A 26,273-nucleotide genomic window follows, 5' to 3' on the forward strand; every position below is an offset into this window, starting at 1 on the left:
GGCCTCAACAATATAAAACAAAAATAAGGGGGAATTTATCATGAGAAAACAGGAACCGCTGATCATCGTAGCAACGCCTAATGTCTGCTGGCTTCATCCGGAGGTTGGCTATCCGCAGAACGCGCAGGAGATCGGTGAGGAGGCCGCGCTGTGCCGGGAGGCGGGCGCGACGGTACTCCACACCCACGCGGAGGGGCAGTGGAAAGAGGTGTATGATTCTGTGAAGGCCAAATCCGATATCCTGCTCCAGGGCGGCATGTCCAGCATCCCGCTGCAGGAGAGGATCGAGCTGTTCGAGCTGAAATACGACATGGTCTCTATCATTGCCAATCATCATGCGGAGGCGTTCAAGCAGGTAAACTGCGATATGCTGCATCCGCTTGCAGAGCTTGAGGAATATGCCGCCGCATGCCGTAAGTACGGTGTGAAACCGGAGTTTGAGATCTGGCATACCGGCGCGATCTGGAATCTAAACCGCCTGATCGAGAAGGAGCTTTTGGACGGGCCGTACATCACGACGCTGTTCTTTGGCTGGCCGGGCGGCACCTGGTCCCCGGCAACCTTGGAGGAGTACTTGTACCGCCGCAGGATGATGCCTGACAACTGCGCCTGCACCGTTACCATCATGTGCGAGGAGCAGATGGATATTCTGGCGGCAGCGATCGTAAACGGGGATAACGTGCGTGTGGGAACAGAGGACTATCCCTTCAACCAGGCGGGGAAGATCTGTACGACCCATGAGCTGGTCCAGGAGATCGCCGATATTTCCAGAAGCCTTGGCAGGGAAGTGGCGACTGTGGCGCAGGCAAGAGAGATGCTTGGTTTATAGGACAGGCCGATAAAAGCTTAGAAGGGAAGAAAGATGGATATGGGGAAAAAAGTAGCAGTCGTAACTGGAGCCGCCAACGGGATCGGCCAGGCTTCCGCCCTGAAATTCGTGAAGGAAGGGTATGCGGTGGCAATGATCGATATCAGCCCGGCGTTGTCAAAGACAGAAGATATGATCCATGAGATGGGCGGCGAGTGCTTAAGCTGCGTGGGGGATGTACAGGATGAGAAAGCGATGGAGGCGTTCATCCAGAGCGTGGAGGATACATACGGGACCATCGATGTGCTGAACAATAATGCGGGGATCGTCGTGGTAAAGCCGTTGGAGGACACAAAGTACGAGGAGTTTGAGCGGGTTGCCAAAGTGAATATCGGCGGGACCTTCGTGCTGACCAAACTGGTGCTGCCGGTTATGAAAAAACAGAAAAAAGGAGCCATCGTCAATCTGGGCTCCATCTCAGGCCATGTGGGACAGACCGAGCATGCGATCTACGGCGCTACCAAAGGGGCGGTGATCTCCTTTACCAGGGCGGTGGCATGGGAGGTGGCGGACTACAATATCCGCGTCAATTCCGTAAGCCCCGGTTCCGTAGATACACCGATGCTGCGCTCCGATATCCAGCTGGAGTCGACCAGGACAGGGATGCCCTTTGAGGAGGTCAAAAAGCTCCGGGAGGCGGAGCAGGCGTTCAAACGGTGGGCGGACCCGTCGGAGATCGCAGATGCGATCTATTTCCTGGCAAGCGACGGAGCGTCCTTTATCACTGGGACGGACCTGCTGGTAGACTGCGGATGGGCGGCAAAATGATTCAGGGGGAAATGCAATCACATACAGCTTAATTGGAGGAGGATGGATATGAAGATCAGACGTTTTACAGCAGCAGTAATGGCAGGGATTTTGGTATTGTCAGCAGCGGGCTGCAGCAAGCCGGCAGACGCCACAACGGCAGCCCCGGCGGATACAAAAGCTGCCGCAGAAAATACAGCGCAGGAAAAAGAGGCAGCTCCCGCGGATACCGGAGCGCCGGCAGGGGAGGCTTCCGGTGAGCAGCTCCATATCGGCGTTACCATGCAGGGGAACCAGAGCGGATTTGTGCAGTATTTCACTTCCGCCATGTATGAATACCAGGCCACCAAGGCCCCGGACATCAACATGGAGGTGGTTTTCGCGGATGACGACGCTTCCAAGCAGTTCAGCCAGGTGGAGACCTTTGTCAGCAAGAAAGTGGACGCGATCATCATGCAGCCGGTCGACAAGGTACAGTGCGCGGCGGCGGTAGACCTTGCCTATGAGGCGGGGATCCCGCTGATCACCATCAACACCATCACCGACAGCCCCAACAACACGGCCCATGTGGGCTGTGACGATGTGCAGTCGGGGATGCTACAGATGCAGAGGATGATCGACGTGTGCGGGGAAAACGCAAAGGTCGGTTATGTGGACGCAACCCTTGGCCATTCCGCCCAGGTGCAGCGGTCTGAAGGTTATCAGAAGGTCCTGGCTGAGAATCCGGGCGTGGAGCTGGTGGTGCACGATACCGGCAACTGGTCTCCGGAGGAATCCATGAGGCTGGTGGAGAACTGGATCCAGTCCGGTAAGGAGTTTGACGCGATCCTTTGCATGGCGGACTGCCAGCTTACCGGTGTGATCACCGCGGTGGAAAATGCGGGCAAGATCGGGGAGATCAAGCTGGCGGGCATGGACTGTGACCCGGTCGTGATGCAGGCCATAAGAGACGGCAAGGTGGACTGCTCCATCTGGCAGGACGGCCTGGCTCAGGGTGAGATGGCCCTGGAGACTGCCATCAAGGCAGCTAAGGGAGAGCCGGTTTCCGATATTATCATCGATTACGAAGTCTGTACGAAGGAAAACATCGAAAAATATGAAAAGATGGCTGAGGAGAGAGACGCTCTGGCTAAGAAGTATTTTTAAAGATGGAGAGCTGACAGCCTGATGAAGGCTCTGGGAAAGAGAAGCGGGATGCTGTTTGGGGGACAGCATCCCCATCAGGCAGAAAGGGGGTAAGCCATGTCGAAGGATAGTGAGATCATCGTTGAGATGAAACACATTGATATGCGGTTTCAGGGAGTACATGCGCTGGATGATGTCTCCATCACTTTGAGGAGAGGGGAAGTGCATGCGCTGATGGGAGAGAACGGCGCAGGCAAATCTACGCTGATGAAGATCCTGGTGGGCCTTTATGTGCCTACGGGCGGTGAGATATTTTATAAGGGGGAACAGGTCCATTTCCGGTCGGTGATGGACACGAAAAAGCTGGGGATCAGTATGATCTTCCAGGAGTTTAACCAGGTAAAACATATGACGGTCATGGAGAATATCTATCTGGGCCGGGAGCCGAGGACAAAAGCCGGCAATGTGGATTACCAGAAAATGTATGAGGATTCCAAACGGCTGTTGGAAAGCCTGGGCGTGGATCTGGAACCGAAAACGGAGATGGCTAAGCTGACCGTAGCGAAGTTCCAGCTGGTGGAGATCGTCAAAGCGATCTCTTATGATGCGGATGTGATCATCATGGATGAGCCGACCTCCGCCCTCAGCCAGTCGGAGATCGAGTATCTGCTTAAGACTGTCAGGCTTTTGTGCAGCCAGGGCAAGGCGATCGTATTTATCTCACACAAGCTGGAGGAGGTGTACGGCGTCTGCAACCGGGTGACGATCCTGCGGGACGGGCATTTTATCTATACAGGTCTGGTGAAGGATATTACGGAACAGCAGATGATCAAATATATGGTGGACAGAGAGGTTTCCGAGATGTACCCGAAGCAGTACGGTGAGATCGGGGACGTGGTGATGGAGGTGAAAGGCCTGTCCAGGAGCGGCGAATTCCAGGATGTGAGCTTCACTTTGAGAAAAGGCGAGATCCTGGGACTGGCTGGACTGATGGGAGCGGGACGCACCGAGGTGGTGGAGACCATCATGGGGCTTCGGACTCCGGACAGCGGCGAGATCTATTTAAACGGCGAAAAAATTGTGAACCGGATCCCCGAGGACGCCATCAGGCGCGGGATCATCATGGTTCCTGAAGATAGAAAGAAAAACGGGCTTGTGCTGAAGCTTGGAATCAAAGATAATATCCTTATGTCATCCATCCGCAAATGCGTGAAAAACGGTGTGATCCAGAAGTCCCTGGAAAAGAAGTACTGTAAGCAGTTCGGCGACATGCTGGAGATCAAGCGAAGCAGCGACGACCAGCTCTGCGGCAATCTGTCCGGCGGCAACCAGCAGAAGGTTGTGGTCGCACGGGTGCTGAATGCAGACCCGGATATCATTATCCTGGACGAGCCGACAAGGGGAATCGATATCAAGACCAAGTCCGATATCCACAGGCTGATGTCCCAACTGGCCTGTTCCGGAAAGTCCATCATCATGGTATCCTCTGAGCTTCCCGAGGTGCTTGGGATCAGCGACCGGATCATGGTGCTGAACGAGGGCAGGGTAACGGGGATCCTGGACCGCAGCGAAGCAGACCCAAACATCGTTATGAGATACGCAGTGAAGAATGAAAGCGGGGGGAACTGATATGGCACAAAAATCTATTAATAAAAAGGATGTACAGTATTTTCTCAATAATAATGGTATACTCATCGGATTTGCGGCGATCTTTATTTTTTTATCTGCGTTTGCCCCGAATTTTTTAAGTGCGGACAACATGGTAAATATTTTAAAGCAGATATCCTGTATCGGGATCGCCACCATCGGCGTAGGCATCCTGATCATCATGAACAACAACGACTTGTCCATCGGCTCCATGTTTGGCTTGGGCGGCGTTGCGGCAGGGCTTATGGTGTCCACCAGCGTTGCGGGCATGGGATTTCCGGCTCCGGTGGGGTTCCTGGCGGGAATCGGCATCGGCCTTCTGTTTGGACTCTTCAACGGCGTGGTGGTTGCAAAAGGGCATATCCCGGCGTTCATTGTGACCATGGGCACCCAGTCCATCGCCAGAGGCCTGGCGCTGGTCTTAGCGCACGGCATGCCGATCGGCGGCTTTCCGGACACCTTTAACTATCTGGGCACCGCATCCCTGTTCGGGGTCGTGCCGTTTACGGTCATTATCTTCATCATCGTTGTGTTTGTAATGAACTTTGTCATGAAGAAACGCCCCATCGGGCGATACATCTACGCCGTGGGCGGCAATGAGGACGCGGCAAAAGCGGCGGGCATCAACGTGGATAAGATCAAGATCCAGGCGTATCTGATCGAGGGCGCGCTTCTGGGGCTTGCCAGCACCCTGATGGCGGCCAGATTAAAATCAGCGTCCCCCAACTTGGGCACTGGCTATGAGCTGGATGCGATCGCCGGCTGTATCATCGGCGGCGTCAGCTTTACCGGCGGTATCGGAAATGTGTTTGACATGGTGCTGGGGGCGCTGATCATCGGCGTCATCAACAACGGCATGGATTTGATGGGAGTAGAAGCATTCTACAAACAGATCGTAAAAGGAAGCATTATTATTATTGCGGTATTACTGGACAGGAAACGTTCAGGAAGGGGATAATTTATGATCTTACAATCACTTGACCGGGGACTTCAGGCGCTGAATATTCTGGCGAACCGGGAGTCCATATCGGTAACGGAGCTGGCAAAGGAGCTGGATATTGACAAGAGCACGGTTTCCAGGATCATGGAAACGCTCAGGCAGCACGATATGGTGCAGATGGACAAGACCACCCGGAAATACAGGCTGGGGTTCCGGATCCTGTATCTGGGCGAGCGGCTGAGCAATTATCTGGAGGTCATCGATATTGCCAGGCCGATCCTGATGGAGGTAAGCCGCCTGCTGGGACAGAGCGTCCATCTGTGCGCTTACAGCCGGAATATGGTCTATGTGATCGATCAGATCGTGAGCAATCTGCCCTATACCATGTCGGCGAGGGTGGGGATGATCGAACCGATCCACTCCTCGTCCGTAGGCAAATGCATCATGGCCTACCGTCCCCAGGATAAGGTGGACGAGCTTCTGGCGGATTATGAGATGACTCCTTATACGGAAAAGACGATCACCGACAAAGCGGAGCTTTTGGCCCAGTATGAAATGATCCGGGGACAGGGGTATGCGGTGGACGATGAAGAGATGTTTTTAAATGTCCGCTGCATTGCCGTCCCGATCTTCGATTATCATAACAATGTGCGTTATGCGATCGGCATATCCGGGCCGATCGGCCTGATGTCATCGGAGAATTTAAGCCTGTATAAAAAGAAGCTGGAGAGTGCGGCACGAAAGATCGGGGCGAAGCTGAAGTGACATGGGGGGACATAAAAGAGAGACGTATGGCAGTGACACGGATAGCAGTGTGATGAACAAAAGTGCGAAGAATAAATAAAGAGAAGGTGGGGATTATGGTGTTTGATTTTACAGATAAAGTTGTTTTACTGACGGGGGCAGGTGTTGGGATCGGGGCCGCGGCTGCGGAGGCTTATGCTGAGAATGGCGCAAAGGTAGCGGTCAATTCTGTATCGGATTCCGGGCAGAGGCTGGCGGAGAAGATCGGGGCTTTCGGTGGACAGGCGCTGTCTGTCCGGGGCGATGTGAGCGATCCGGGGCAGGTGCAGGAGATGATCCGGCATACGGTGGAACAGTTTGGTGGTCTGGATATTGTGGTGAACTGTGCGGGGATCGTGTGCGGCGGCACGGTGGAGGAAGTGGAGCTTGAGCAGTGGGAGCATGTGATGTCTGTGAATGTGACCGGGACCTACCTGGTCTGCAAATACGCCATGCCGCACCTGAAAAAGTCGAAGGGCGTTATCGTCAATATTTCTTCGCTGGTGGCGGTCAAAGGCATCGCCAACCGCGCCGTCTACAGCGCTTCTAAGGGAGCGGTCCTGGCTTTGTCAAAGGCCATGGCTTCGGATCATTTAAAGGATGGGGTGCGGGTCAATGTGGTCTCCCCGGGGACAGTACTGTCGCCGTCCCTGATGCAGCGGATCCAGTCTGAGCCGGACCCGGATGCCGCCATGAAAAATTATGTTTCCAGGCAGCCCCTTGGAAGGCTGGGCACACCGGAGGAGATCGCAGCGGCAATCTTGTTTGCCTCCAGCGGGGAGGCCGGGTTCCTGGATGGGGCCAATATCCAGATCGATGGGGCTGGTTCGCTTTAAAGGAATAGCAGGTTTAAGAATAAGTTAGAGACTAATACGGTAAATAAGATAAATAACCCGGAATGATGCGTGGATTCCAGACGCGCGGTCCGGGTTGTTTTACTTTGTCTGTAAGCCGAATAGATGTTTAGAATGGGGAGATTATAATAAAATCTGGTGAAAAAGAAATCTGTTGGAGTAAATTTGAATCATGTTCTAAAACAAAATAGAAAATATAACGGATTAAAAACATAAAATACAACGGAATACAAATTTAAAATTATACGGAATGGAATGTTAAAATTTCACGGAATACAAATTATAAATATGACGGAATATTATTGTAAAATATGACGGAATAGGGTATACTGACTGATAGAAGGAGGTTGAAGACATGAACCACGAGAATTATAAACCGCGGATTATTGACAAAGCAGTGAAGCAGTACCTGGCTACCTTTGGAGCGGTGTGCATAGAGGGGCCAAAATGGTGCGGCAAGACCTGGACGTCTTTCTATCATAGTCAAAGCGCCATATTTTTAGGAGATCCTGAGGGGAATTTTCAAAACAGGAAACTGGCCGAGCTGTCCCCGGATCTGGTTCTGGAAGGGGAGGTCCCCAGGCTGATCGACGAATGGCAGGAAGTGCCGATGCTGTGGGATGCTGTGAGATATCGGGTAGATCAGCGTGCGGCTACGGGACAGTTCATTTTGACCGGGTCGGCAACTCCGAACCATAAGGGGATACTGCACAGCGGGGCGGGGCGTATAGCAAGGCTCCGTATGCGTCCTATGTCCCTGGCTGAATCAGGGGTGTCAAGCGGTAAAGTATCTCTGGAAAAGCTGTGCCATGGAGAGCTGGTTCCCGCTATGACTGGGGATGTATCGCTGAAGGACCTCATTAATCATATTATCAGGGGCGGCTGGCCTGCAAGCCTGGATATGCCGATCGACCAGGCAATGCTGCTGCCTCAGGAATATTTGAATGCAGTGATCGAGGATGACGCCTACCGGATCGATGGCATCAAACGTGATACAGGAAAAATGAAGCTGCTGCTGCGTTCACTTGCCAGAAATGAAAGCACGACCGCAACCAACAAATCCTTAAGACGCGATGTGAAGGCAATTGATGATGAGGATATCGATGTAGATACGATCGCAGATTACCTGGATATTTTCAGAAGACTTTTTATTATAGAAAATCAGCCGCCGTTTGCATCGAGGATACGATCCTCTGTGCGTGTGAAGCAGGCCGAAAAGAGACATTTCTCAGATCCCTCCCTGGCGTGCGCCCTTTTAAAAGCAACACCAGATATGCTTCTTCATGATCTGGAAACACTGGGATTTCTTTTCGAGGCATTGTGCGAGCGGGATCTGAGAATCTATGCAGAATCATTCAGAGCCAGCCTTTATCATTATCAGGATTACCGTAATCGGGAGATTGACGCGGTCATAGAACTGCCGGACGGAAACTGGTGTGGGTTTGAGATAAAGCTGGGGGCGAATCAGATTGATGAAGCAGCAGAGAATTTGAGGAGGATCCGGGATGAGATAGAGGCGGACGGCGGAAAGCTGCCCTCAGCCCTCTGTGTCCTTTGTGGATTATCAAATGCGGCGTATAAACGTGAAGATGGGATCTTTGTGGTCCCGATAACTGCATTGAAAGAATAGGTTTCCAATTTTCAGATTGGTGGAGCGAAAACTCTGTAAAGGCTTATAAAAAATACCCCTCACCTTTATCCCCCACTTATGTTATAATGTATAGGTGGGGGATAAGTGGGGGATATTTATTTGAGGAGGAAATACTATCGTGGAAGATCTAAAGGCATTAATTCAGGATTTAAGATCATATACGTTAGAGGAAGAATGGTTTGAGTTTAAAGAAAATTGGTATGAGCCGTCTGGAATTGGCGAATATATATCGAGCATGTCTAATGTCGCTGCTATGATTGGAAAGGAATATGCATATCTGGTTTGGGGAATCAATAATGAAACGCACGAATTGACAGGCACTACCTTTGATTATCACAGAGATGTAAAAAATGAACCATTGGAACATTTTTTAGCAAGACAAATTTTTCCTGATATTAATTTTCAGTTTCATGAATTGACAGTTGAAGAAAAACGAGTTGTTATTCTAAGTATTCCAGCAGCAGAAAAGGTGCCTACGGCATTTAATAATAACCGTTTTCTACGTATTGGTTCGAGCAAGGTCAACTTAAATAAATTTCCAGAACGAGAATCAAAGCTATTTGATATTTTGCGAAATGATTTTCCGACAATGGAGAGTATGGAAAGTTACAGTCAGGAACTGACATTTCGCAAATTATTTTTATATTATGAAGATAAAGGGATTGTATTAAACAAAGATACTTTCAAAAAGAACTTGGGCCTGCTTACAAAAGATGGAAAGTATAATCTTTTAGCGCAATTATTATCAGATGATAGTAAAATTCCTATAAGGGTATCTATTTTTAGCGGAACTGATAAAACATCACCACTGTATTCTGTTCGTGAATTTGGAAACAGTTGTGTGCTTATCTCGTTAGATAAGATATTAGAATATGGGGATGTGCTCAATATTATTCAAGCGAATGAGCAGAACCGTATTGTTGAGAGAAAAGAAGTTCCATTATTTAACCCAAATGCTTTTCGCGAAGCAATTATAAATGCATTTGTCCATAATTTATGGATCAGTGGAAATGCACCAATGATCACGATTTATTCGGATCGTATAGAAATATTGTCAAGAGGGACACTTGCACCAACACAGACAATAGAAGGATTTTATCTTGGAGAGTCGGTTCCGGTGAATAGATGCCTTTCAGATATATTTCTTCAATTGCATATTAGTGAGCGGTCGGGCAGAGGTGTACCGATTATTACAAAAGAATATGGGAAAAATGCCTATGAATTTAGAGAAAAGTCAATTGTTGTAACAATACCATTTGAAAGACTGGCAAATAAGGTGGGGGATAATGTGGCAGATAAAGTGAGGGATAAATCTCTCAATGCCACAAGAACCCGAATATTGGAAGAAATGAGAAATAATCCAAATATAACCCAACCACAACTTTCAACTATAATTGGAATTGGAAGAACCGCAACTCAAAATAATATTTCTTATTTGAGAAGGAATGGTTTTATTGAACGCGTTGGATCGAATAAAAACGGGTACTGGAAGGTTCTTCAAAATTGATATCAACATGGTAAGGCATCATATTTTCGCCGTGCTATATGCATAATGTTTCTCCTGCTTCCACATAATAACAACACAGCACCGAGTTTGTATTATGAGGAAAGCACAGGAGGAAAAATGAATAAATGAAAGCTACGGGAATAGTGAGAAGAATTGATGATCTGGGCCGGGTTGTGATCCCGAAGGAGATCCGTAGAACGCTCCGCTTAAGGGAAGGAACCCCCCTTGAGATCTTTACAGACAGGGAAGGGGAGATAATCCTGAAAAAATATTCCCCCATGGTGGAGCTGACCGCATTTGCCACGCAGTATGCGGAGTCTATGGCGCAGTCTACCGGCATGATGGTCTGTATCACGGACCGGGATCAGATCATCGCCGTTTCCGGCGGTCCCAAGAAGGATCTGCTTCAGAAAAATATCAGCAAACAGCTTGAGCATTCTATCAACGAGCGTGAGACGATCGTTGCGGGAAAGGATGACAAGCAGTTTGTGCCGATCACTACAGAGGAGATCGAGGGTGTGACGGCGCAGGCGGTGATGCCGATCATCTGTGAGGGAGACGCTATCGGTTCCGTAGCGCTCTTAAGCAGAGAACCAAAAGCCAAATTTGGCGAGATGGAGGTCAGGCTGGTGGCAACGGCTGCCGGTTTTTTGGGAAGACAGATGGAAAGCTGATAAGGACGGGAGGCTTGATCTGGATTATGCGTATGGACAGAGGGGATACCACACTGTTTTTCGGTGTGATGTCCCCTCTGCTTTATCATATTTTGTCAGATGAGCAACGACTATCCAACCAGGGTCTTCCGGCTCCATTTGCCGCCCCTCACCCGCAGGATGGAGAAGACAGAACCGATGACCCAGCCGGTGGGAATGGACCACCAGATCGCGCTGACGCCGATAAAATGAGCCAGAAGATAGGCGGCAGCCACGCGGCAGAATAAGTTTGCCACAGAGCTTAACATAAATGCGCCCATATCCCCGGCTCCGCGCAGCAGGCCGTTGCTGACGAAAAGGACTCCCATCAGGATGTAGAATACAGATACGGTCTGCATGTACTGGAGGCCATAGCTCATAGCGCTGCCCTCAGATCCCTGGTTGAGGAACAGGCCTAAAAGCTGAGGGCCAAACAGGAAGATAAATGCGGTAATGACCAGGGAAAATATTACCACCATAAACATGCTGGCTTTGTAGCCCTGTTTTACCCGGTCGTGCTTGCCTGCGCCGATATTCTGGGCAGTGTAGCTGGACATGGCGTTGGAAAAGTTCATATTGGGCAGCATAGCCAGGGTATCGATCTTGGTGGCAGCAGTGTAGCCCGCCACAAATACCTTGCCGTAGGAATTGACCAGGCCCTGCATCATCATCATGCTCACGGAGACAATGGATTGCTGGAGCATGGACGGAATCCCGACCTTGGCGATCCTCCGGGCGGCGTCCGCGTCGAAGTAGGAGAAGGAGATCTGTGTATTGCCCGGTTCGTCCTCCATCTTCTTTAAGCGTCCGATCAGCACAAAGAAGGAGACAAAAGCGCACAGTCCCTGTGCGATCAGGGTCGCCCACGCCACACCGGCCACGCCCATGTGAAACTTAATGACGAAAAGCAGATCCAGCACAATGTTGGTCAGGGCGGAGACCATCAGGAATTTTAACGGGGTCTTGCTGTCTCCCAATGCGTTGTAGATACCGTTTAAGGTATTATACAGGAACAAAAATACTGCGCCTCCGAAGTAGATCCGCAGGTAGGCGAGGGAGTCAGCCATGATATCCGGGTCGGTCCCAAGAAGCTTCAGAAGCGGAAGGGCGATCATTTCCCCTAACGCCATGATGCCAAGGCCGATGACACCCAGGGAGATGAGGGAGGTGGAGACCGTGACCTTCATGTCGCGGATCTTGCCTGCGCCGAAAAACTGGGAAATAACAACCGTACAGCCCATGGACAGGCCGGCGGCAATGGCTACGGAGAGGAATACCACCGGAAAGGAGGAGCCGACCGCCGCCAAAGCGTCCTCGCCCACGAAGCGGCCCACCACCATGGAATCCACCATGTTATAAAGCTGCTGGAACAGATTGCCCACCACCATGGGCATTGCAAAGAAAAATAACAGTTTTAAAGGCTTTCCTTCAGTCAGATTATTTACCATCGTTATCGTCTCCTTCTCTATGTCTGCAATTCATCACATTTTCGGCGATCCGCCGGACAAAATCCTGATAAAGCTTTTTTTCTTCCTCGGTGAAGCCGGTGTAGCACAGCTCATCCCACTGTTCAAAGATCCTGTGGATCTCTTCCAGGATGCGGCGTCCCTGCTCCGTGACCACCACGAATTTCTGCCGTTTGTTCCTTGCGTTTATATGGCGGCAGACCAGGCCGCATTTTTCTAACTCGGACAGGCTTCTGGCGATCCGCCCTTTGTCCAGGTCAAAATGGATGCAGATGTCTTCCTGGGTACATTGATGGTCCTCCAGGTATATGAGGATTTTCCCTTCCAGGGGCTGGAGGCCAAACTGTTCCAGGGAGTGGCGGATGTATAAAAGCTCACACCGGCGGTAGATACCGGAATATTGGTTCATAGCATTCTCCTTTATTAAAATAGCAGCCATATTCTTGTATTACACAACAGTTGCATTAAGCAACAATTATAAAACGGCTGGTGGCAGTTGTCAAGATTCATTTTCATTTTGGGGAATTTGTGTTATAGTAAGAACAGATGCGGCTGGCGGACTGACAGGAAAGCGGAAGGGGCTGAGATTTTGAAACTGTATCATGGGAGCAATGCAGAAGTATCATATCCGATTATTCGTCCTAATTTACGTGCACTGGATTTTGGCGCAGGTTTTTATCTGACTTCCAGTGAACAACAGGCCGTAAAATGGGCAAAGGTGGTCGCGAGGCGCAGAAGAAAAGGGGCTCCCCAGCTTAATATTTATGAGTTTGATGAGTCTGGATTGCTGATGCTTAACGTTTTGAAGTTTCAGACTGCCAATGCTGAGTGGCTTGATTTTGTTGTTAATAACCGCAAAGAATTGTTGATGGTAAATCCATATGATATTGTAATTGGGCCAGTGGCAAATGATTCGACTTTGCCAGTCATCGATGATTATATGGATGGTGTTTATACGAAAGAAGAAGCGGTGAAACGGTTACTGCCTCAGAATTTGACAGATCAATATGCGTTTTTATCCGAAAAAGCATTAGCATATTTGAAATTTAAGAGGAGTGAACAGTTATGAGGAAAATTCCAGCCAGAACTATGGACTTTTTTGACAGGCATGTGATCAAGCAGATCATCGATAAATATGGACTCAATGAAATGGATGCGATTCGCAGATTCCTGGAGTCAGAAACATATCGTATGCTGGCCGATCCAGAACTTGAAATTTATAAAATGAGTCCGCGCATTGTTTTTGACATGTGGGAGAGTGAGCAGGTGACAGGCGACCCTTGTGATTCACAATATTTAAGAGGTGGTAATTATGAGTAAGGAGGCTGCATTTTTCATTTACCTGATAGAACGATATGCGGAAGACAAAAAAACTACAGCACAAAAAGTGCTGGTGTGGTGGGATTCTCTGAATCTGACGGAATTTATTTATGGTATGTATGAAATCTACCATGTAGAGCGTTTACAAAATGCTTTTGCTGATATTGATGAACTGATTATAAGCAAACAGGATAAACAGTAGGAGGAAAATAATATGTCATTGGAGGATAAAGCAGGTCTGGGAGAGGACTGGGAGTTTTCAGAGGATTTTTACAAAGCTGACGGAGAGAAAAAGGAACTGAGCCTGGAGGATTTCATGGATGATGATTCTGCGGATCTGAATGCAGAGTCCGGGCTTTCGCAGACAAACTCAGTAAGCGAAGAACTAAACCATGTGGCGGAGCAGGTGAAACAGGTGATTGCCCTCAGCGGACAGGGAAAGAACGCGGCTGAGATTGCCGAAGCCCTTGGTGAAAAGGAACAATATATCAGTGATATCATGGTCTGCGTGCAGGCATTCCCGGAGGACAACCCGGTGGCGGTGGCGCGGCTGATCGTGCTGGGTTAGATTGTGTTAATATTTGTGTTATGGCAGCAGGAGTACAGGAAATGTTTTTTATCATGGGCGTCAGCCAGGGACAGAAAAAACTGAATTTTGACCAGCTGGTCATCTGTGGGCACTGCGGCAGATATGGGCATCTGGAAGTCTATATGGTGTATTCCTATTTGAGCCTGTTTTTCATACCGGTATTTAAATGGGGACGCCGATACTATGTGCGGACGACCTGCTGTGATACTACAGTGGAGATAAGCGGGGATCTGGGCAGGCAGATCGACCGGGGAGAGGTAACGTCGCTGCCGGAGAGTATTATCCCGGCGGATTATCAGTACCGGGGACAGGGGCAGCCGCAAGGACAGACACAAGGGCAGGCACAGCCGCAAGGGCAGACACAGACGCAGCCGGAAGTTTGCGCTCAGGCAAAAAAACGCTGCCCATCCTGCGGATTTGAGACGGAAGAAGACTACCAGTTCTGCCCAAAATGCGGACAGCGGCTATGAAAATGGTGATCATGCGATTGTGGCTGTACGGAAGCAAACGTGCAGAAAGCGGGCATACCAGGAGCTGGAATAAAAAGGATCAGCAGTCAGGAGGAGAAGATGGATATTCAGTTGAAAAAATGGTCTTTAGAAATGAAAGAAAGCCTTATGGCCATATGCAATGCCGTAGACAGGCAGTATCTGGCTAACAGGCTGCCCTATCCTTATACGGGTGCGGATGCAGAATGGTGGCTTACTATGGTGGCGGAGCACGATGGACAGGACGGGATTTTTCGTGCGATCATGGCGGACGGTAAGGTTGTGGGCAACATTACCGTGGAACAGAAATCGGATGTGTATGGCAAGGATGCGGAGCTCGGTTATCTGCTCAATACGGAGGAATGGTCAAAGGGGATCATGACCGAGGCCGTCAGGCTCATCTGCGAACTGGCTTTCTCAGAACTGGATATTCTTCGGATCACCGGGCTGGTATATGAGCCGAATACGGCATCCCGCAGGGTCCTGGAGAAGAATGGGTTTGAATTAGAAGGACTGATGAAAAATGCAGTCGTCAAAGATGATCATATCTATAATCTGTTCATCTATGGAAAGATAAAATGATTCATTTTATGGAGCGGAAGGACAAGAAGCCAGCCATGTGGGACATGCAGATCCCCAGGCTGGCTTCTTGTAAATAACAGGCCGGTACAGCAGACTTCGCAGCAATATTTGCCTGCTGAAAGTTTACTGGAACATCTCGGTCATTTCCTTAAATAATTCAACATCATCGGCTTTCAGCCGGACGTTGGCGGACAGTTCTTCTCCCTCTGGGGTGGTCACCTTGAATTCGATCAGGGTTCCTTCTTTTACGCCCTTTTGGTACACGGCGGAGAGGTACTTGGGGAATTTGGGATGGTTGTTCTTGAAACGGTCCCAGGCAGATTTGAGCTGCAATAATTTCATTGGATTCATGTAGTTTTCACTTCTTTCTCTGGTTAAGGTCAACAGTAAGTTTATTATTTCCGGATGCTGTATTTTTATTATAGCAGAGACGCGTAAAAAATGCAGCAGCGGATTTTGGCGGCAGAATTATGCGGGAAGGAAAGAAAAGACTTGTAAAATTAAGGTAAAGTGAGTATGATAAAAATCAATTGCATTTTTAGATGATACAACCAAAGCGTATAAAATTCTGATGAGATACAAGGGGATATGATGAGATGATGTTTTCGAGACGAGACTTATTCCGGCTTCTGGGGCCGTTGATCGTGGAGCAGATCCTGGCGGTGCTGGTTGGGATGGTGGATGTGATTATGGTGGCGGCAGTCGGGGAAGCGGCGGTGTCCGGCGTGGCGCTGGTGGATTCCATCAGCCTGCTGATCATCCAGCTTTTAGCGGCTCTTGCCACGGGGGGAGCGGTGGTGTGCTCCCAGTATATAGGAAAGCAGCGGCCGGATCAGGCGTGCCACGCGGCGGGACAGCTGATCCTGATCACGGCGGGGTGTTCCGTCCTGTTTACGGCGGTGGCCCTTTTGGGCAACCGGAATCTGCTGGAGCTGATCTTCGGCAATGCGGAGGAAGCGGTCATGAACAACGCGGCTACTTATTTCTGGTTGACGGCTCTTTCCTATCCGTTTTTGGCGGTGTACAATTCTGGGGCGGCGCTGTTTCGGTCCATGGGCAATTCCCGGGTCTCCATGATGGCCTCCCTTGTGATGAACGGGATCAATATTGTGGGTAATGCCATCTGCATTTACGGGCTGCACATGGGAGTGGAAGGCGTGGCGATCCCTACCCTGATCTCCCGTGTGTTTGCTGCGGTTTTAATGATGGTTCTGGTGCAGCATCCGGAAAATGTCATCCGCGTGAAGGGGCTATCCCAGCTCAGGCCCGAGTTCTCCATGATCAAAAAGATCCTCAGCGTGGGCGTGCCCAGCGGATTGGAGAGCGGTATGTTTCAGTTCGGTAAACTTGCATTGCAGAGCCTGGTGTCAACCCTGGGGACGGCATCCATCGCAGGCTTTGCGGTCGCCAGCAACCTGGTAACCCTGGAATATCTGGCGGGAAATGCGCTGGGTCTGGGACTTATCACGATCGTGGGCCAGTGCGTGGGCGCTAATGAGAGAGATCAGGCAAAGGCTTACACGAAAAAACTGCTGGCGCTGAACTATGGGATATTGCTGCTGGTGTGCAGCGTGATGATCCTGGGGAGAGGACCGATCGTGGGGATCTACAACCTGTCGCCGGAGGCCGCGGGCCTGGCGGGAAGCCTGATCCTGGTCCATTCCTGCGCCATGGTTGTCTGGCCGCCGGCCTTTGCATTGCCCAATACCCTGCGGGCTGGTCTGGATGCCAGGTTTACGATGGTCGTATCTGTATTCTCCATGTGGGCGTTTAGGATCGGGTTTGCGTATCTGTTCGTGCGGGTCTGGGATCTGGGCGTTATGGGCGTGTGGTATGGGATGTTTATTGACTGGATCTTCCGGGCGGCGGTGTTTGTGTGGAGGTTCCGCGGGTTTACAAAGCGGGTGCGGCAGGTGTAAACGCGAGGGGAGGAGAATGTATGAAAATTGAATTAGTGCAGGCACAAAAAATGCTTGAGTGGTTAAAGACTAAATTATATTTAGATGCGGTGTCAAGTAATGCAAAAGCAAGAGCTATAAAACGAGGACAGGTATACCGGTGTAATTTTGGTTGTGGAATTGGAAGCGAGATGCAGAAAGAGCGTCCAGCAGTAATTATTCAAAATGATATTGGAAACAATAGATCAGGCAATACCATAGTACTTCCAATTACTCATGATACAAGTTCCCTGCCCTGTGTCGCAGATATTACTCCGGTAGTGGATGCATCGGGTAATCTTATACTTGATGGACAGGCAAATGCGTCAAATATAATGTGTGTAAGCAAAGCGAGACTAGGTGATTTTGTGTGCACAATATCATCGAAAGATATGAAGAAGATAGATGAAGCTATTGCCAGGACTGTTGGTTTAATGGGATATTATTCAGATTTGACCAAAAAACTTGCGGATAAAATATCATATATTGAGCGCATTAAAGAAGAACGAAACAGGGCGCAGGACGAACTGGCAGCTTTGAAATTAACGCTTGACAAACCCACGGATAGCAATTAGAATGAAATTACAAAGAAGTCCTTTCCGGGAGTGAAAGGAATATATGATTTATTCAAAGAAAAGGGACTTGGGACAAGTTCCTTTTTATGTGTATGAGAAAAAGAAAAGCTGCATATTCTTTAATACAAAGTAATTTCAAACAGGACGTTTGAAATTGTAATGAAAAGGGACTGCCACAAGAAGTTTTTGTGTGCAGTCCCTTTCTGCATACTTTTGTAAACAAGGCGGGGATTCAGGGGTTGATCCTGACCAGCTCCGCCGGTTCGCCGGTTTCCTGCTTTTTTAAAACGCGCTGCCGTTCGTTCATCTGTGCGATGAGGCTTTCGGCGTTGTAGTTCAGCATTTCTGTGAATTTCTTTATATATTCTTCTGGTACTTCATCCAGGATCTCAAAGGATTTTTTGAAACGGCGTTCCCACAGGGAATCTACGTATTCCTGGTAAACCTGGCGTCCTAAGGGGGAGGCTTTGATGATAATGTCCTTTTTGTTGTTGACGCTGCGGTATCTTTCTAAAAGGCCCTTTTCTTCCATCTTTTTGACGTTCTTGGAGAAGGCGCTGGGAGAGATGCCCAGACGGTTGGCTACTTCCGCCATCTTCTGGTTCTTTTCCTCGTTTTCCAGGATATATTCTAATACCTGGATCTGGGCGACGGAACAGGGGACGGAGGTGTCGTGGAAGCCCTGGCTGGTATATACCTGTCCGTATATGTTGACGTAAAAGATCAAGCTCTCTATAAAGGCCCTGTATTTTCCAAGCCATTCTAACTGCATGTTTTGCCACCTGCCTTTCTGCCGGTTATACCTGAGGATATCGAGTGTCCATATTATAACACAAAATATGTATTCGCGCTATGCTGCCATTATCTGAATTTTCGCATAACATGTTGATATTACTGTATTTGTATATAGTAAACAAAAAAAGTGCGTAAAATTTGTATCTTTATACGTTGAAATTATTTTCCATAGAAAGTAAAATTATTTCCATAGGCAACTATATTTACGTGAAAATCACGAAAGGGGGTAACAGGTTTATGAAACCAGCTAAGACAAAGAGGTGGCTCTGCATTGCATTTGCGCTGATCCTGGTGGGGAGTGTGGCAGCGGCAGTTCTGCAGACCAGTTCAGGTAAGGTGCAGGTGAAGGATATCAACCTGATGACGGAGAATCATCAGTATATCCATGCCCTTGCATTTATCCCAAAGGAGGCGTCGGAGGAGAATAAGGTGCCTCTGGTAGTGACCAGCCATGGATGGCTGAACAGCGCGGAGGTGCAGGACGCGGCTTCGATCGAGCTTTCCCGGAGGGGGATCGCGGTGATCGCCATGGACGCCTACGGGCACGGACTGTCCAGCAGCCTGGATGTGGGGATTGATTCGGATTCTGCCAACTATGGCCAGGGCATGGTGGCCCTGGTGGAGTATGCGGCCAGCGGGATCATGAACTATGTGGATACGGACCGGATCGGCGTCATGGGCCATTCCATGGGCGGACGTGCGGCAAAAAATACGGCGATCCACTACAGCAACCTGTATAACGCGGCGATTGAAGCGGCCAAGGCGCCGGATTCTGACGGAGGCGTGGAGATAACTCCGGCGGAACAGGCGTATGCGGACTCCCAGATGAAGATCTGCGCATCCCTGCCTACGGGACAGTCGCCGGGAAGCCTTGCGGACTGGAGTGCGATCCGCTGCAATATGGGATTTCTCTATGGACTTTTAGAAGAGGGCGGTTATGGAAGCACCACCGGCACCGCCAATCTGCTGGGTTCTTCTAAGGAAGCCTTAGATATGGTGAACAGTTCAGATCCCAGCGTGACCAGCGTGGAGGAGGGCGTGTTCTACGGCGATAAGGAAGCAGGGACACTGCGTGTCCTTTACCAGCCCTACGTCACCCATCCGTTGATCCATTTTGACCCGGCATCCACGAAGGATGTGGTAGAATTCTTTACATACTGCCTGAATGTTGACACTGGCTTGAGCAGTACAAACCAGGTATTCCTGATAAAAGAGTTCTGCAATCTGATCGCCATGATCGGACTGCTGATGCTGATCGTGCCGTTCTGTGACCTGCTGCTGGCATGTCCCTGCTTCGCAGACCTGCGCGGCGTGGAAGGACCGAAGGTCCCGGCACTGGATCAGAAGCGGAAAAAGGCGTTCTGGATCGGCTGGGTGCTCTGCGGGGCTATGTCATTCTTGTTCGCTGTGATCGCCACGGTCACGGTGCCGTCGCTGGATGCCACAAAGAACCATGGATTTTTCATGAGCAACTGGACCTTCTTTGCGGCGCCGACTATGAACACGGTGGCGGTGTGGACCGGGCTGAGCGCGGTATGGACGTTCTTCTGGTTCTTCTTTAACTATAAGAAGGATAAGGCGGCGGGAATCCGCAGCGATGGGATGATCGGCTTAAAGATCACAGGGAAGAAACTGCTTAAGACCATTGCATTTTCCGCAGGCGTGGTAGGCATGATCTATATTGTGGTCTGGTTCTGCAAATGGGCCTTTAACACAGATTTCCGGTTCTGGACTCCGGCGTTTAAGACCTTTGACGTGGGTCATCTGTTCTACTTCATCCAGTACCTGCCGATCTTCTTTGCATTTTACTTTGGCAATGCCCTGATCGTAAATGGGGCGGGCCGGTTTGAGGGAATGAACGGGCGGAAGAACCTCTTTATCCTGGGACTGGGCAATATTCTCGGCTGCACGCTTTTATGGGCGCTGCAGTACGGTAAGTTCCTTCTGACCGGAACGGTCATTTGGGGACCGAGCTGGATCAATGTGCTGGTGATCGTGTTCTGCGTCTGGCAGTTGTTCCTGGCTCCGTACCTGCTGCGGGCGATCTATAAGCGCACGGGGAATAACTGGGCAGGTCCGCTGATCGTTTCCAGCCTGTATGTGCTCTGTGGTATTATGAATACAGCGATCCACAGTACGGTGCTGTAGACTGATCTATATGATTGAAAAGTAGGATTTAAAAGGCCGCAAAGTCAGATGGATATATGACTTTGCGGCCTTATAATTTTTGAATCGGGGGAACGTTTTATGAATTAAAATGCCTGGCGGGGAGTGCCATGTCCTGCGGTTAAACAGCGTTTGGTGATTTTTCATTGCCGGACTGCAAAGTCTGCATAAGGGCATAGAAATGTTCCGGTTTCCCGGTGCTGAAATATTCATACCACGCTTCCAGGGTGTCCGGCTTAAAAACTTCTAAATGTTCTATAATCTGTTTCGCCCACATCAATGCGCCGGTGGAACCGGCAGTGACCAGGTTGTGATCCGATACAGCTGGCTGGTCTATGTAAAAGGGCTGCCCCTGATAGCCAGGAGAAAACATTTCCAGAAATCCCGGTCCGTTGCTGGTATGAGGACGCTGATTCAACAGACCCAGATTGGCAAGGGCAGCGGTTGCCCCACAGATTGCGCAAACGAAACCGCCTGACGCGAGAAATTCACCTGCTTTTTCGATGACAGCGCCATGCTTTGGGTCGTTCCATGTATCTGCGCCCGGTAAAATCAGCACGCTCGTTTCATTCACAGCCATATCGTCTATTAAGCAGTCCGGTATGATGGTCAGCCCGCCCATTGTATGGATTGGCTCTTTGGAATGACTGACCGTTTTGAGCGATATGCGCGGAGCGTCCTTTTTGAAAAACCTGCCGGAATTCAGCTCCGCAGTAACATGGCCCAGCTCCCAGTCCGCCAAAGTATCAAGAATATAAACATAAATGGTAAACATAATCTTCCTCCGATTTCAGATCCAATTTCATTCTTTCATTGATTTGTTTTCGTTTTTATTGTACCATGTAATTGTTGACAGCAGTATGGCAGCAATTGAATGGCTATCATTATTTTGCTGTCACAATAGGTTATAATCTTGGAATCTTGTCAGAAAGGAGATCAGCAGATGAAAGTAGACAGGCTTGTCAGCATTATTATGATACTTCTTGATAAAAAACGAATCGGTGCGCGGGAATTGGCGGATATGTTTGAAGTCTCCACGCGCACGATCTACCGCGATGTAGATGCGATCAATATGGCTGGGATTCCCGTGCGTTCCACGCCGGGAGTGGGCGGTGGCTTTGAGATCATGCAGGAATACAAGCTTGATAAGAAGGTCTTTTCTACTGATGATCTTTCTGCGCTTCTCATGGGGCTTTCCAGTCTTTCGGGCATGGTGAGGGGCGAGGAGCTGGTACATGCGCTGGCAAAGGTTAAGAGTTTCATTCCCGCGGACAGGGCAAAAGACATTGAACTAAAGGTAAATCAGATCTGTATCGATTTAAGTTCCTGGACAGGCAACAGAAACATACAGCCGTATTTGGAAACTATCAAAGCAGCTTTGCAGGAAAGCAGGCTGCTGACCTTTGAGTATATCGCCCACCACGGTAATAGAACGGCGCGGACAGTCGAGCCATATCAGCTTGTACTAAAAAGCAGTCATTGGTATTTGCAGGGGTATTGCCGTGAAAGGAATGATTTTCGCTTATTCCGGCTTTCACGCATGGCGGATCTGCAGATCCTGGAGAAAACATTTATTCCGCGGGATTATGAAAAACCGGTTTTGGACTTTGCGGATATGTGGGAGACGATGCATACAAAGGTCAAGCTCCGCGTTCATGGGTCGGTGATAGACAGAGTGCTTGATTTTTGCACGTATGAGGATATTTCGCCGGATGGGGATGAGTATTATATTGTCAGTTTTCCTTTTGTAGAGAATGAATACCACTATCATATACTTCTTGGTTTTGGGGAGAAGTGCGAGTGTCTGGGTCCGCCGCATGTGCGTGAGGAAATGAAGCGGAGAGTGATGGCGGTGGCTGCGGTGTATGGAGATTGAAGTGGCGGGGGGATGGTTAAACCGTGACGACAAGATTCGACAATAATAGCCTGGATTAGATAATATAATATGTCGAGTATTAACGTTTTCGCCTGAAAACAGCTAGGTGTTACTAAAAATCTTTACATGGATAGCATTATGGTGGACACAGGTAAGAAAATTGTGGTAAAATAGGATAAAAATGAAAACAATAAATTTTATACTTACTCTATTAATTGGGAAAGACGAACTCATTGATATATGAAAAAGGGAGAAATACATTGAATGTTCAAATTCGCGATTGTAATAACATTGTTCAGGGGGAAATTTTACTAAGAGAAGGATGCCTTAATATTAAATATGCAATTAATGGCACTGGAAAATCCACCATTGCAAAAGCGATCTCCGCTAGTGTGTCTGGAGATGCTAACGCCATTACGGCTTTGACACCATTTCATTATCTCCCAGAAACAGAAGGACATATCCCATCCATCTCTGGATTAACCGGGATTGAAAGTGTTCGCATATTTAATGACGAGTATGTTGGGCAGTTTGTGTTTCAATCAGATGAGGTAATCCAAGATAGTTTTTCTATCTTTGTGAAAACGTCTGATTATGATGCTCATATGTTGGAAATACAAAATCTTTTGTCTGAAATCAACTTTGCTTTTCAGAATCATCCTGAACTTGATTCACTTATACAGAATTTTACTCAATTTATTGATGGATTTGGAAAAGCAAAGTCTGGTTATTCAGCAGCTGGATCTATCGGAAAAGGATTTGGGAAAGGGAACAAAATTATCAATATTCCACAGGGACTTGAAGCCTATGCTCCCTATTTAACAAGGACACAAGATGCCTCAAACGTGAAATGGTTAAAATGGCAACTTGAAGGTAAAACATATTTAGACTTTGCCGATCAGTGCCCTTATTGTTCTGGTTCAGTCAAAACTAAGAAAGAGGCAATATTAAAAATTACTGAGGAATATGATTCAAAGTCAATCGAGCATCTGAACAAAATGCTTCTTGTATTTGAAGAACTAATGCCCTATTTTTCTGATAATACCGCTGCAAAAATATGCGAAATACGAGATAATGTTGCTGGCATTACGAAAGCGCAGCAAAACTATTTAACTGAGGTTAAAAATCAAGTTGAAACTTTGCTTGCTCTGCTTAGGGGGCTTAAACATCTCGGATTTGAATCATTAAAGAAAGCAGATAAGATTACAGATGAGCTGAAAAAATATATTATAGATTTGTCCTATTTCACACACTTGAATTCTGCAACGACTTGCGAAAAAATTAAAATTATAAATGCATCACTTAATACCATAATGCAGGTGGCTGGTAAGCTGCAAGGAGAAATTATACAGCAAAATAGATTGGTGCAAAAGACAGTTGAAGAGAACAGCAGTGCAATTAACGAGTTTTTATTGTGCGCTGGTTATAATTACATTGTTGCAATTGATGAAACAGCTGACCAAAAGTATAAGATGGTTTTAAAGCCAAGAAGTGTTGATACGATTGTTGATTCAGCAAAAAATCGGTTAAGTTACGGAGAGCGTAACGCATTTGCTCTTGTGCTGTTCATGTTCAGTGCACTTAAGGAAAATCCTGATTTGGTAATCCTCGATGACCCCATTTCATCTTTTGATGGGAATAAAAAGTTTGCAATCATTAATATGCTTTTTCTTTCAAAACATTCATTGAAGAACAGAACAGTATTGCTATTAACTCACGAATTTAATACAGTGATTGATATTATCCACACAATGCCACAGAATTTTAATCCTAATCCAGTGGCTGCCTTCCTGACAATAAAAGGTGGATTTCTTTCCGAAAAAGCGATTACCAAGTCTGATATTTGTTCTTTTAGCATGATCGCAAAAAATAATATTAATGCTACAATTGATAATTTGAATCGAGAAATTTATCTGAGACGGTTATTGGAAGCGGAGGGAAAGAAGGATAAAGCCTGGCACTTGCTTTCAAATCTTTTTCACAAGCGTAAACAACCAACTTTTCCTGATGAAAACGGTTTGCGACTTATGACGCAAGAAGAAATCATACAGGCAGAAATGAGTATTAGAGAATACATTCCTTCTTTCAACTATGATACCGAATATGAAAAGACACAGAATATTGCTTTATTGGTTGCTCTCTATAATGAAAGTACAAGCAATTATGAAAAATTACAAATATATCGTATTATCTTCAATGAGAACAATGGGAATCGTGTTGTACGTAAATTTGTAAATGAGACCTTTCATGTGGAGAATGACTATCTTTTTCAGCTTAATCCTCGTGAATATGATACTATTCCGCAATATATTATTGATGAGTGTGACAAAGACATAATGGCTATCCCATGAACAGGTAACTGAAAGAGTTGCGTTATGCTATCGTCTTATTTGTATGGCAAACAGTATGCGATTGAAGAATTTAATAATACCATTGACTTTCAGGCAATTCTGAATTTGAAATTTTTACAAAGATATTTGGTATAATATTAGGTAAACTTGTCGGAGGTTGAAAATGAAGGATGACAAAGTCTTAAAAGCGAAGATCAATGCAAAGGGGATGCAGATTACCGTTGTGTCAGATGGGATTGAGGATGATTATATTTCTTTAACTGACATAGCAAAATATAAGAATCCCGAATATCCAGGGTATGTAATACAAAACTGGATGAGGAACAGAAGTACTATTGAATTTTTGGGGCTGTGGGAACAACTCAATAATCCTGATTTTAATTACCTCGAATTCGAGGCAATTAAAAATGATTCAGGTAGTAATGCTTTTGTTATGACACCTAAAAAATGGGTAGCAGACATTCACGCTATTGGAGTGATCACAAGACAAGGTCGTTATGCAGCGACTTATGCTCATAAAGACATTGCATTTGAATTTGCTTCGTGGATTTCACCAGAATTCAAACTATATATTATCAAAGATTATCAACGGCTAAAGGCTGATGAAAACAGCAGGCTTTCTCTTAATTGGAACATGAACCGTGAGATTTCAAAAATCAATTACCGAATTCATACGGACGCTATCAAAGAACACCTGATTGTTCCGGAACTTCCAAAACAATATCAGGGCTTTACATATGCCACGGAAGCTGATGTCTTGAATGTGGCAATGTTTGGTAAAACGGCAAAACAATGGCGAGATGCAAATCCGAGATTAGATGGAAATATTCGTGATCATGCAACCTTGCAGCAACTTATTGTACTTTCTAATATGGAAAGTTTGAATGCCGAGATGATTAAACTCGGCATGAGCCGTGAGGATCGATTGGTGGAGTTGAATCGGATGGCAAGGGAACAAATGCAGTCATTGATTGATTCGGCAGGGATTAAACGACTAGCGGAAATAAGTAAAGAAAATTGAAGTGGGCATTGTGGCGATTAGAGGACGGGAACCGCCCTCTTTTCATTAACAGTGAAAAAAAATTGTCGTGGCCTTGACAAACGAGTGACGGAAATTGTGACGACAAACGTATATTATTTAGTATCAAACGCAGACAGGTATACTGTATCATAAAAGCATATGTATATAAAGAGGGTGTCGCAAAATCATCAAAATAGATGATTGAGCGGCACCCTCGCTCTGCCTATAGAAAAAAATCAGTTTCCTCATCTTGGACTTACTTTACAGGTCTTTTCTTTAAAATCTTTGGGATA

The 26,273-nt window shown here is 47.6% G+C and carries 27 protein-coding genes; 22 read left to right on the forward strand and 5 right to left on the reverse strand.

The genetic code is table 11. The annotated features are described in order from the left end of the window. Positions 1 to 40: 40 nt before the first annotated feature. From AB1I67_RS07795 to spoVT, 10 genes are all read left to right on the forward strand, one after another. Positions 41 to 829 carry a 3-keto-5-aminohexanoate cleavage protein gene (locus tag AB1I67_RS07795; RefSeq protein ID WP_367029315.1) on the forward strand — a complete coding sequence of 263 codons (789 nt, stop codon included), beginning with the start codon at positions 41 to 43 and terminating at the stop codon, positions 827 to 829. A 39-nt stretch (positions 830 to 868) separates the two neighbouring features. Further along, positions 869 to 1,636: an SDR family oxidoreductase gene (locus AB1I67_RS07800; protein WP_367029317.1), complete on the forward strand. Its 768-nt coding sequence runs from the start codon at positions 869 to 871 to the stop codon at positions 1,634 to 1,636. 48 nt (positions 1,637 to 1,684) lie between these two features. Next, positions 1,685 to 2,761, forward strand: coding sequence for a sugar ABC transporter substrate-binding protein (locus tag AB1I67_RS07805; RefSeq protein ID WP_367029319.1), 1,077 nt, complete (start codon positions 1,685 to 1,687; stop codon positions 2,759 to 2,761). Between the two features lie 96 nt (positions 2,762 to 2,857). Next, positions 2,858 to 4,369, forward strand: a complete 1,512-nt coding sequence (locus tag AB1I67_RS07810; protein WP_367029320.1) for a sugar ABC transporter ATP-binding protein — start codon at positions 2,858 to 2,860, stop codon at positions 4,367 to 4,369. Between the two features lies 1 nt (position 4,370). Next, a complete protein-coding gene (locus tag AB1I67_RS07815; RefSeq protein ID WP_367029322.1) occupies positions 4,371 to 5,345 on the forward strand; it encodes an ABC transporter permease in 975 nt (324 codons plus the stop codon). A 3-nt stretch (positions 5,346 to 5,348) separates the two neighbouring features. Continuing rightward, positions 5,349 to 6,092, forward strand: a complete 744-nt coding sequence (locus AB1I67_RS07820; protein WP_367029324.1) for an IclR family transcriptional regulator — start codon at positions 5,349 to 5,351, stop codon at positions 6,090 to 6,092. A 95-nt stretch (positions 6,093 to 6,187) separates the two neighbouring features. Continuing rightward, positions 6,188 to 6,946 carry an SDR family oxidoreductase gene (locus AB1I67_RS07825; protein ID WP_367029325.1) on the forward strand — a complete coding sequence of 253 codons (759 nt, stop codon included), beginning with the start codon at positions 6,188 to 6,190 and terminating at the stop codon, positions 6,944 to 6,946. 373 nt (positions 6,947 to 7,319) lie between these two features. Beyond that, positions 7,320 to 8,594 carry a DUF4143 domain-containing protein gene (locus tag AB1I67_RS07830; protein ID WP_367029326.1) on the forward strand — a complete coding sequence of 425 codons (1,275 nt, stop codon included), beginning with the start codon at positions 7,320 to 7,322 and terminating at the stop codon, positions 8,592 to 8,594. Positions 8,595 to 8,733: 139 nt separating this feature from the next. Beyond that, on the forward strand, positions 8,734 to 10,122 hold the full coding sequence (locus tag AB1I67_RS07835) for an RNA-binding domain-containing protein (protein WP_367029328.1): 1,389 nt from the start codon (positions 8,734 to 8,736) through the stop codon (positions 10,120 to 10,122). 125 nt (positions 10,123 to 10,247) lie between these two features. Next, a complete protein-coding gene (gene spoVT, locus AB1I67_RS07840) occupies positions 10,248 to 10,796 on the forward strand; it encodes a stage V sporulation protein T (protein WP_367029329.1) in 549 nt (182 codons plus the stop codon). A gap of 110 nt (positions 10,797 to 10,906) precedes the next feature. Here the strand turns inward: spoVT and AB1I67_RS07845 are convergent, their stop codons facing one another. Further along, on the reverse strand, positions 10,907 to 12,262 hold the full coding sequence (locus AB1I67_RS07845; RefSeq protein ID WP_367029330.1) for an MATE family efflux transporter: 1,356 nt from the start codon (positions 12,260 to 12,262) through the stop codon (positions 10,907 to 10,909). Then, positions 12,252 to 12,689 (reverse strand): MarR family winged helix-turn-helix transcriptional regulator, encoded by a 438-nt coding sequence (locus AB1I67_RS07850; RefSeq protein ID WP_367029332.1) that lies wholly within the window; start codon positions 12,687 to 12,689, stop codon positions 12,252 to 12,254. The genes AB1I67_RS07845 and AB1I67_RS07850 overlap by 11 nt, the downstream gene beginning before the upstream one ends. Positions 12,690 to 12,869: 180 nt before the next feature. Between AB1I67_RS07850 and AB1I67_RS07855 the strand changes: the two genes are divergently transcribed. The 6 genes from AB1I67_RS07855 to AB1I67_RS07880 all read left to right on the forward strand — a co-directional run bounded on the left by AB1I67_RS07855 (position 12,870) and on the right by AB1I67_RS07880 (position 15,259). Beyond that, a complete protein-coding gene (locus AB1I67_RS07855) occupies positions 12,870 to 13,349 on the forward strand; it encodes a DUF3990 domain-containing protein (RefSeq protein ID WP_367029333.1) in 480 nt (159 codons plus the stop codon). Continuing rightward, on the forward strand, positions 13,346 to 13,600 hold the full coding sequence (locus tag AB1I67_RS07860) for a hypothetical protein (RefSeq protein WP_367029335.1): 255 nt from the start codon (positions 13,346 to 13,348) through the stop codon (positions 13,598 to 13,600). The genes AB1I67_RS07855 and AB1I67_RS07860 overlap by 4 nt, the downstream gene beginning before the upstream one ends. After that, complete coding sequence (locus AB1I67_RS07865) at positions 13,593 to 13,802, forward strand: DUF3791 domain-containing protein (protein ID WP_367029336.1); 210 nt, start codon at positions 13,593 to 13,595, stop codon at positions 13,800 to 13,802. The genes AB1I67_RS07860 and AB1I67_RS07865 overlap by 8 nt, the downstream gene beginning before the upstream one ends. A 12-nt stretch (positions 13,803 to 13,814) precedes the next feature. Beyond that, on the forward strand, positions 13,815 to 14,168 hold the full coding sequence (locus AB1I67_RS07870; RefSeq protein ID WP_367029338.1) for a hypothetical protein: 354 nt from the start codon (positions 13,815 to 13,817) through the stop codon (positions 14,166 to 14,168). A 41-nt stretch (positions 14,169 to 14,209) separates the two neighbouring features. Beyond that, entirely contained in the window at positions 14,210 to 14,659 is a 450-nt protein-coding gene (locus tag AB1I67_RS07875; protein WP_367029340.1) for a zinc ribbon domain-containing protein, read from the forward strand. 99 nt (positions 14,660 to 14,758) lie between these two features. Continuing rightward, entirely contained in the window at positions 14,759 to 15,259 is a 501-nt protein-coding gene (locus tag AB1I67_RS07880; RefSeq protein ID WP_367029341.1) for a GNAT family protein, read from the forward strand. Between the two features lie 123 nt (positions 15,260 to 15,382). Here AB1I67_RS07880 and AB1I67_RS07885 read toward each other — a convergent pair whose 3' ends face one another. Further along, entirely contained in the window at positions 15,383 to 15,610 is a 228-nt protein-coding gene (locus AB1I67_RS07885; RefSeq protein WP_367029342.1) for a hypothetical protein, read from the reverse strand. Between the two features lie 245 nt (positions 15,611 to 15,855). Here AB1I67_RS07885 and AB1I67_RS07890 point away from each other — a divergent pair, with 245 nt between their 5' ends. Together AB1I67_RS07890 and AB1I67_RS07895 are read left to right on the forward strand one after the other, a co-directional pair. Continuing rightward, complete coding sequence (locus AB1I67_RS07890) at positions 15,856 to 17,178, forward strand: MATE family efflux transporter (protein WP_367029343.1); 1,323 nt, start codon at positions 15,856 to 15,858, stop codon at positions 17,176 to 17,178. Positions 17,179 to 17,198: 20 nt separating this feature from the next. Continuing rightward, positions 17,199 to 17,771 carry a type II toxin-antitoxin system PemK/MazF family toxin gene (locus AB1I67_RS07895; RefSeq protein ID WP_367029344.1) on the forward strand — a complete coding sequence of 191 codons (573 nt, stop codon included), beginning with the start codon at positions 17,199 to 17,201 and terminating at the stop codon, positions 17,769 to 17,771. Positions 17,772 to 18,003: 232 nt separating this feature from the next. Here AB1I67_RS07895 and AB1I67_RS07900 read toward each other — a convergent pair whose 3' ends face one another. After that, entirely contained in the window at positions 18,004 to 18,543 is a 540-nt protein-coding gene (locus tag AB1I67_RS07900; RefSeq protein WP_367029345.1) for a MarR family winged helix-turn-helix transcriptional regulator, read from the reverse strand. 260 nt (positions 18,544 to 18,803) lie between these two features. Between AB1I67_RS07900 and AB1I67_RS07905 the strand changes: the two genes are divergently transcribed. Then, the gene (locus AB1I67_RS07905) at positions 18,804 to 20,714 is read left to right on the forward strand and encodes an alpha/beta fold hydrolase (protein ID WP_367029346.1); all 1,911 of its coding nucleotides are present in this window, start codon (positions 18,804 to 18,806) and stop codon (positions 20,712 to 20,714) included. A 139-nt stretch (positions 20,715 to 20,853) separates the two neighbouring features. Here AB1I67_RS07905 and AB1I67_RS07910 read toward each other — a convergent pair whose 3' ends face one another. After that, positions 20,854 to 21,507: a type 1 glutamine amidotransferase family protein gene (locus AB1I67_RS07910; protein ID WP_367029347.1), complete on the reverse strand. Its 654-nt coding sequence runs from the start codon at positions 21,505 to 21,507 to the stop codon at positions 20,854 to 20,856. Positions 21,508 to 21,675: 168 nt separating this feature from the next. On the opposite strand from AB1I67_RS07910, the gene AB1I67_RS07915 reads away from it, so the two are divergent. From AB1I67_RS07915 to AB1I67_RS07925, 3 genes are all read left to right on the forward strand, one after another. After that, complete coding sequence (locus tag AB1I67_RS07915; protein ID WP_367029348.1) at positions 21,676 to 22,608, forward strand: YafY family protein; 933 nt, start codon at positions 21,676 to 21,678, stop codon at positions 22,606 to 22,608. Between the two features lie 260 nt (positions 22,609 to 22,868). After that, positions 22,869 to 24,959 carry an AAA family ATPase gene (locus tag AB1I67_RS07920; RefSeq protein WP_367029349.1) on the forward strand — a complete coding sequence of 697 codons (2,091 nt, stop codon included), beginning with the start codon at positions 22,869 to 22,871 and terminating at the stop codon, positions 24,957 to 24,959. 163 nt (positions 24,960 to 25,122) lie between these two features. After that, complete coding sequence (locus AB1I67_RS07925) at positions 25,123 to 25,980, forward strand: KilA-N domain-containing protein (protein ID WP_367029350.1); 858 nt, start codon at positions 25,123 to 25,125, stop codon at positions 25,978 to 25,980. The last annotated feature ends 293 nt before the right edge of the window (positions 25,981 to 26,273 follow it).

It is taken from the genome of Clostridium sp. AN503 (genome assembly GCF_040719375.1).
In the GTDB taxonomy this organism is placed as follows: Bacteria; Bacillota; Clostridia; order Lachnospirales; family Lachnospiraceae; genus Brotaphodocola.

Coding starts and splice junctions, on each gene's coding strand:
- AB1I67_RS07880 (WP_367029341.1), top strand. CDS start 14,759: ATGGATATTCAGTTGAAAAAATGGTCTTTAGAAATGAAAGAAAGCCTT.
- AB1I67_RS07915 (WP_367029348.1), top strand. CDS start 21,676: ATGAAAGTAGACAGGCTTGTCAGCATTATTATGATACTTCTTGATAAA.
- AB1I67_RS07800 (WP_367029317.1), top strand. CDS start 869: ATGGGGAAAAAAGTAGCAGTCGTAACTGGAGCCGCCAACGGGATCGGC.
- AB1I67_RS07810 (WP_367029320.1), top strand. CDS start 2,858: ATGTCGAAGGATAGTGAGATCATCGTTGAGATGAAACACATTGATATG.
- AB1I67_RS07845 (WP_367029330.1), bottom strand. CDS start 12,262: ATGGTAAATAATCTGACTGAAGGAAAGCCTTTAAAACTGTTATTTTTC.
- AB1I67_RS07820 (WP_367029324.1), top strand. CDS start 5,349: ATGATCTTACAATCACTTGACCGGGGACTTCAGGCGCTGAATATTCTG.
- AB1I67_RS07905 (WP_367029346.1), top strand. CDS start 18,804: ATGAAACCAGCTAAGACAAAGAGGTGGCTCTGCATTGCATTTGCGCTG.
- AB1I67_RS07870 (WP_367029338.1), top strand. CDS start 13,815: ATGTCATTGGAGGATAAAGCAGGTCTGGGAGAGGACTGGGAGTTTTCA.
- AB1I67_RS07925 (WP_367029350.1), top strand. CDS start 25,123: ATGAAGGATGACAAAGTCTTAAAAGCGAAGATCAATGCAAAGGGGATG.
- AB1I67_RS07885 (WP_367029342.1), bottom strand. CDS start 15,610: ATGAATCCAATGAAATTATTGCAGCTCAAATCTGCCTGGGACCGTTTC.
- AB1I67_RS07795 (WP_367029315.1), top strand. CDS start 41: ATGAGAAAACAGGAACCGCTGATCATCGTAGCAACGCCTAATGTCTGC.
- AB1I67_RS07830 (WP_367029326.1), top strand. CDS start 7,320: ATGAACCACGAGAATTATAAACCGCGGATTATTGACAAAGCAGTGAAG.
- AB1I67_RS07805 (WP_367029319.1), top strand. CDS start 1,685: ATGAAGATCAGACGTTTTACAGCAGCAGTAATGGCAGGGATTTTGGTA.
- AB1I67_RS07850 (WP_367029332.1), bottom strand. CDS start 12,689: ATGAACCAATATTCCGGTATCTACCGCCGGTGTGAGCTTTTATACATC.
- AB1I67_RS07890 (WP_367029343.1), top strand. CDS start 15,856: ATGATGTTTTCGAGACGAGACTTATTCCGGCTTCTGGGGCCGTTGATC.
- AB1I67_RS07895 (WP_367029344.1), top strand. CDS start 17,199: ATGAAAATTGAATTAGTGCAGGCACAAAAAATGCTTGAGTGGTTAAAG.
- AB1I67_RS07865 (WP_367029336.1), top strand. CDS start 13,593: ATGAGTAAGGAGGCTGCATTTTTCATTTACCTGATAGAACGATATGCG.
- AB1I67_RS07815 (WP_367029322.1), top strand. CDS start 4,371: ATGGCACAAAAATCTATTAATAAAAAGGATGTACAGTATTTTCTCAAT.
- spoVT (WP_367029329.1), top strand. CDS start 10,248: ATGAAAGCTACGGGAATAGTGAGAAGAATTGATGATCTGGGCCGGGTT.
- AB1I67_RS07900 (WP_367029345.1), bottom strand. CDS start 18,543: ATGCAGTTAGAATGGCTTGGAAAATACAGGGCCTTTATAGAGAGCTTG.
- AB1I67_RS07860 (WP_367029335.1), top strand. CDS start 13,346: ATGAGGAAAATTCCAGCCAGAACTATGGACTTTTTTGACAGGCATGTG.
- AB1I67_RS07875 (WP_367029340.1), top strand. CDS start 14,210: ATGTTTTTTATCATGGGCGTCAGCCAGGGACAGAAAAAACTGAATTTT.
- AB1I67_RS07825 (WP_367029325.1), top strand. CDS start 6,188: ATGGTGTTTGATTTTACAGATAAAGTTGTTTTACTGACGGGGGCAGGT.
- AB1I67_RS07910 (WP_367029347.1), bottom strand. CDS start 21,507: ATGTTTACCATTTATGTTTATATTCTTGATACTTTGGCGGACTGGGAG.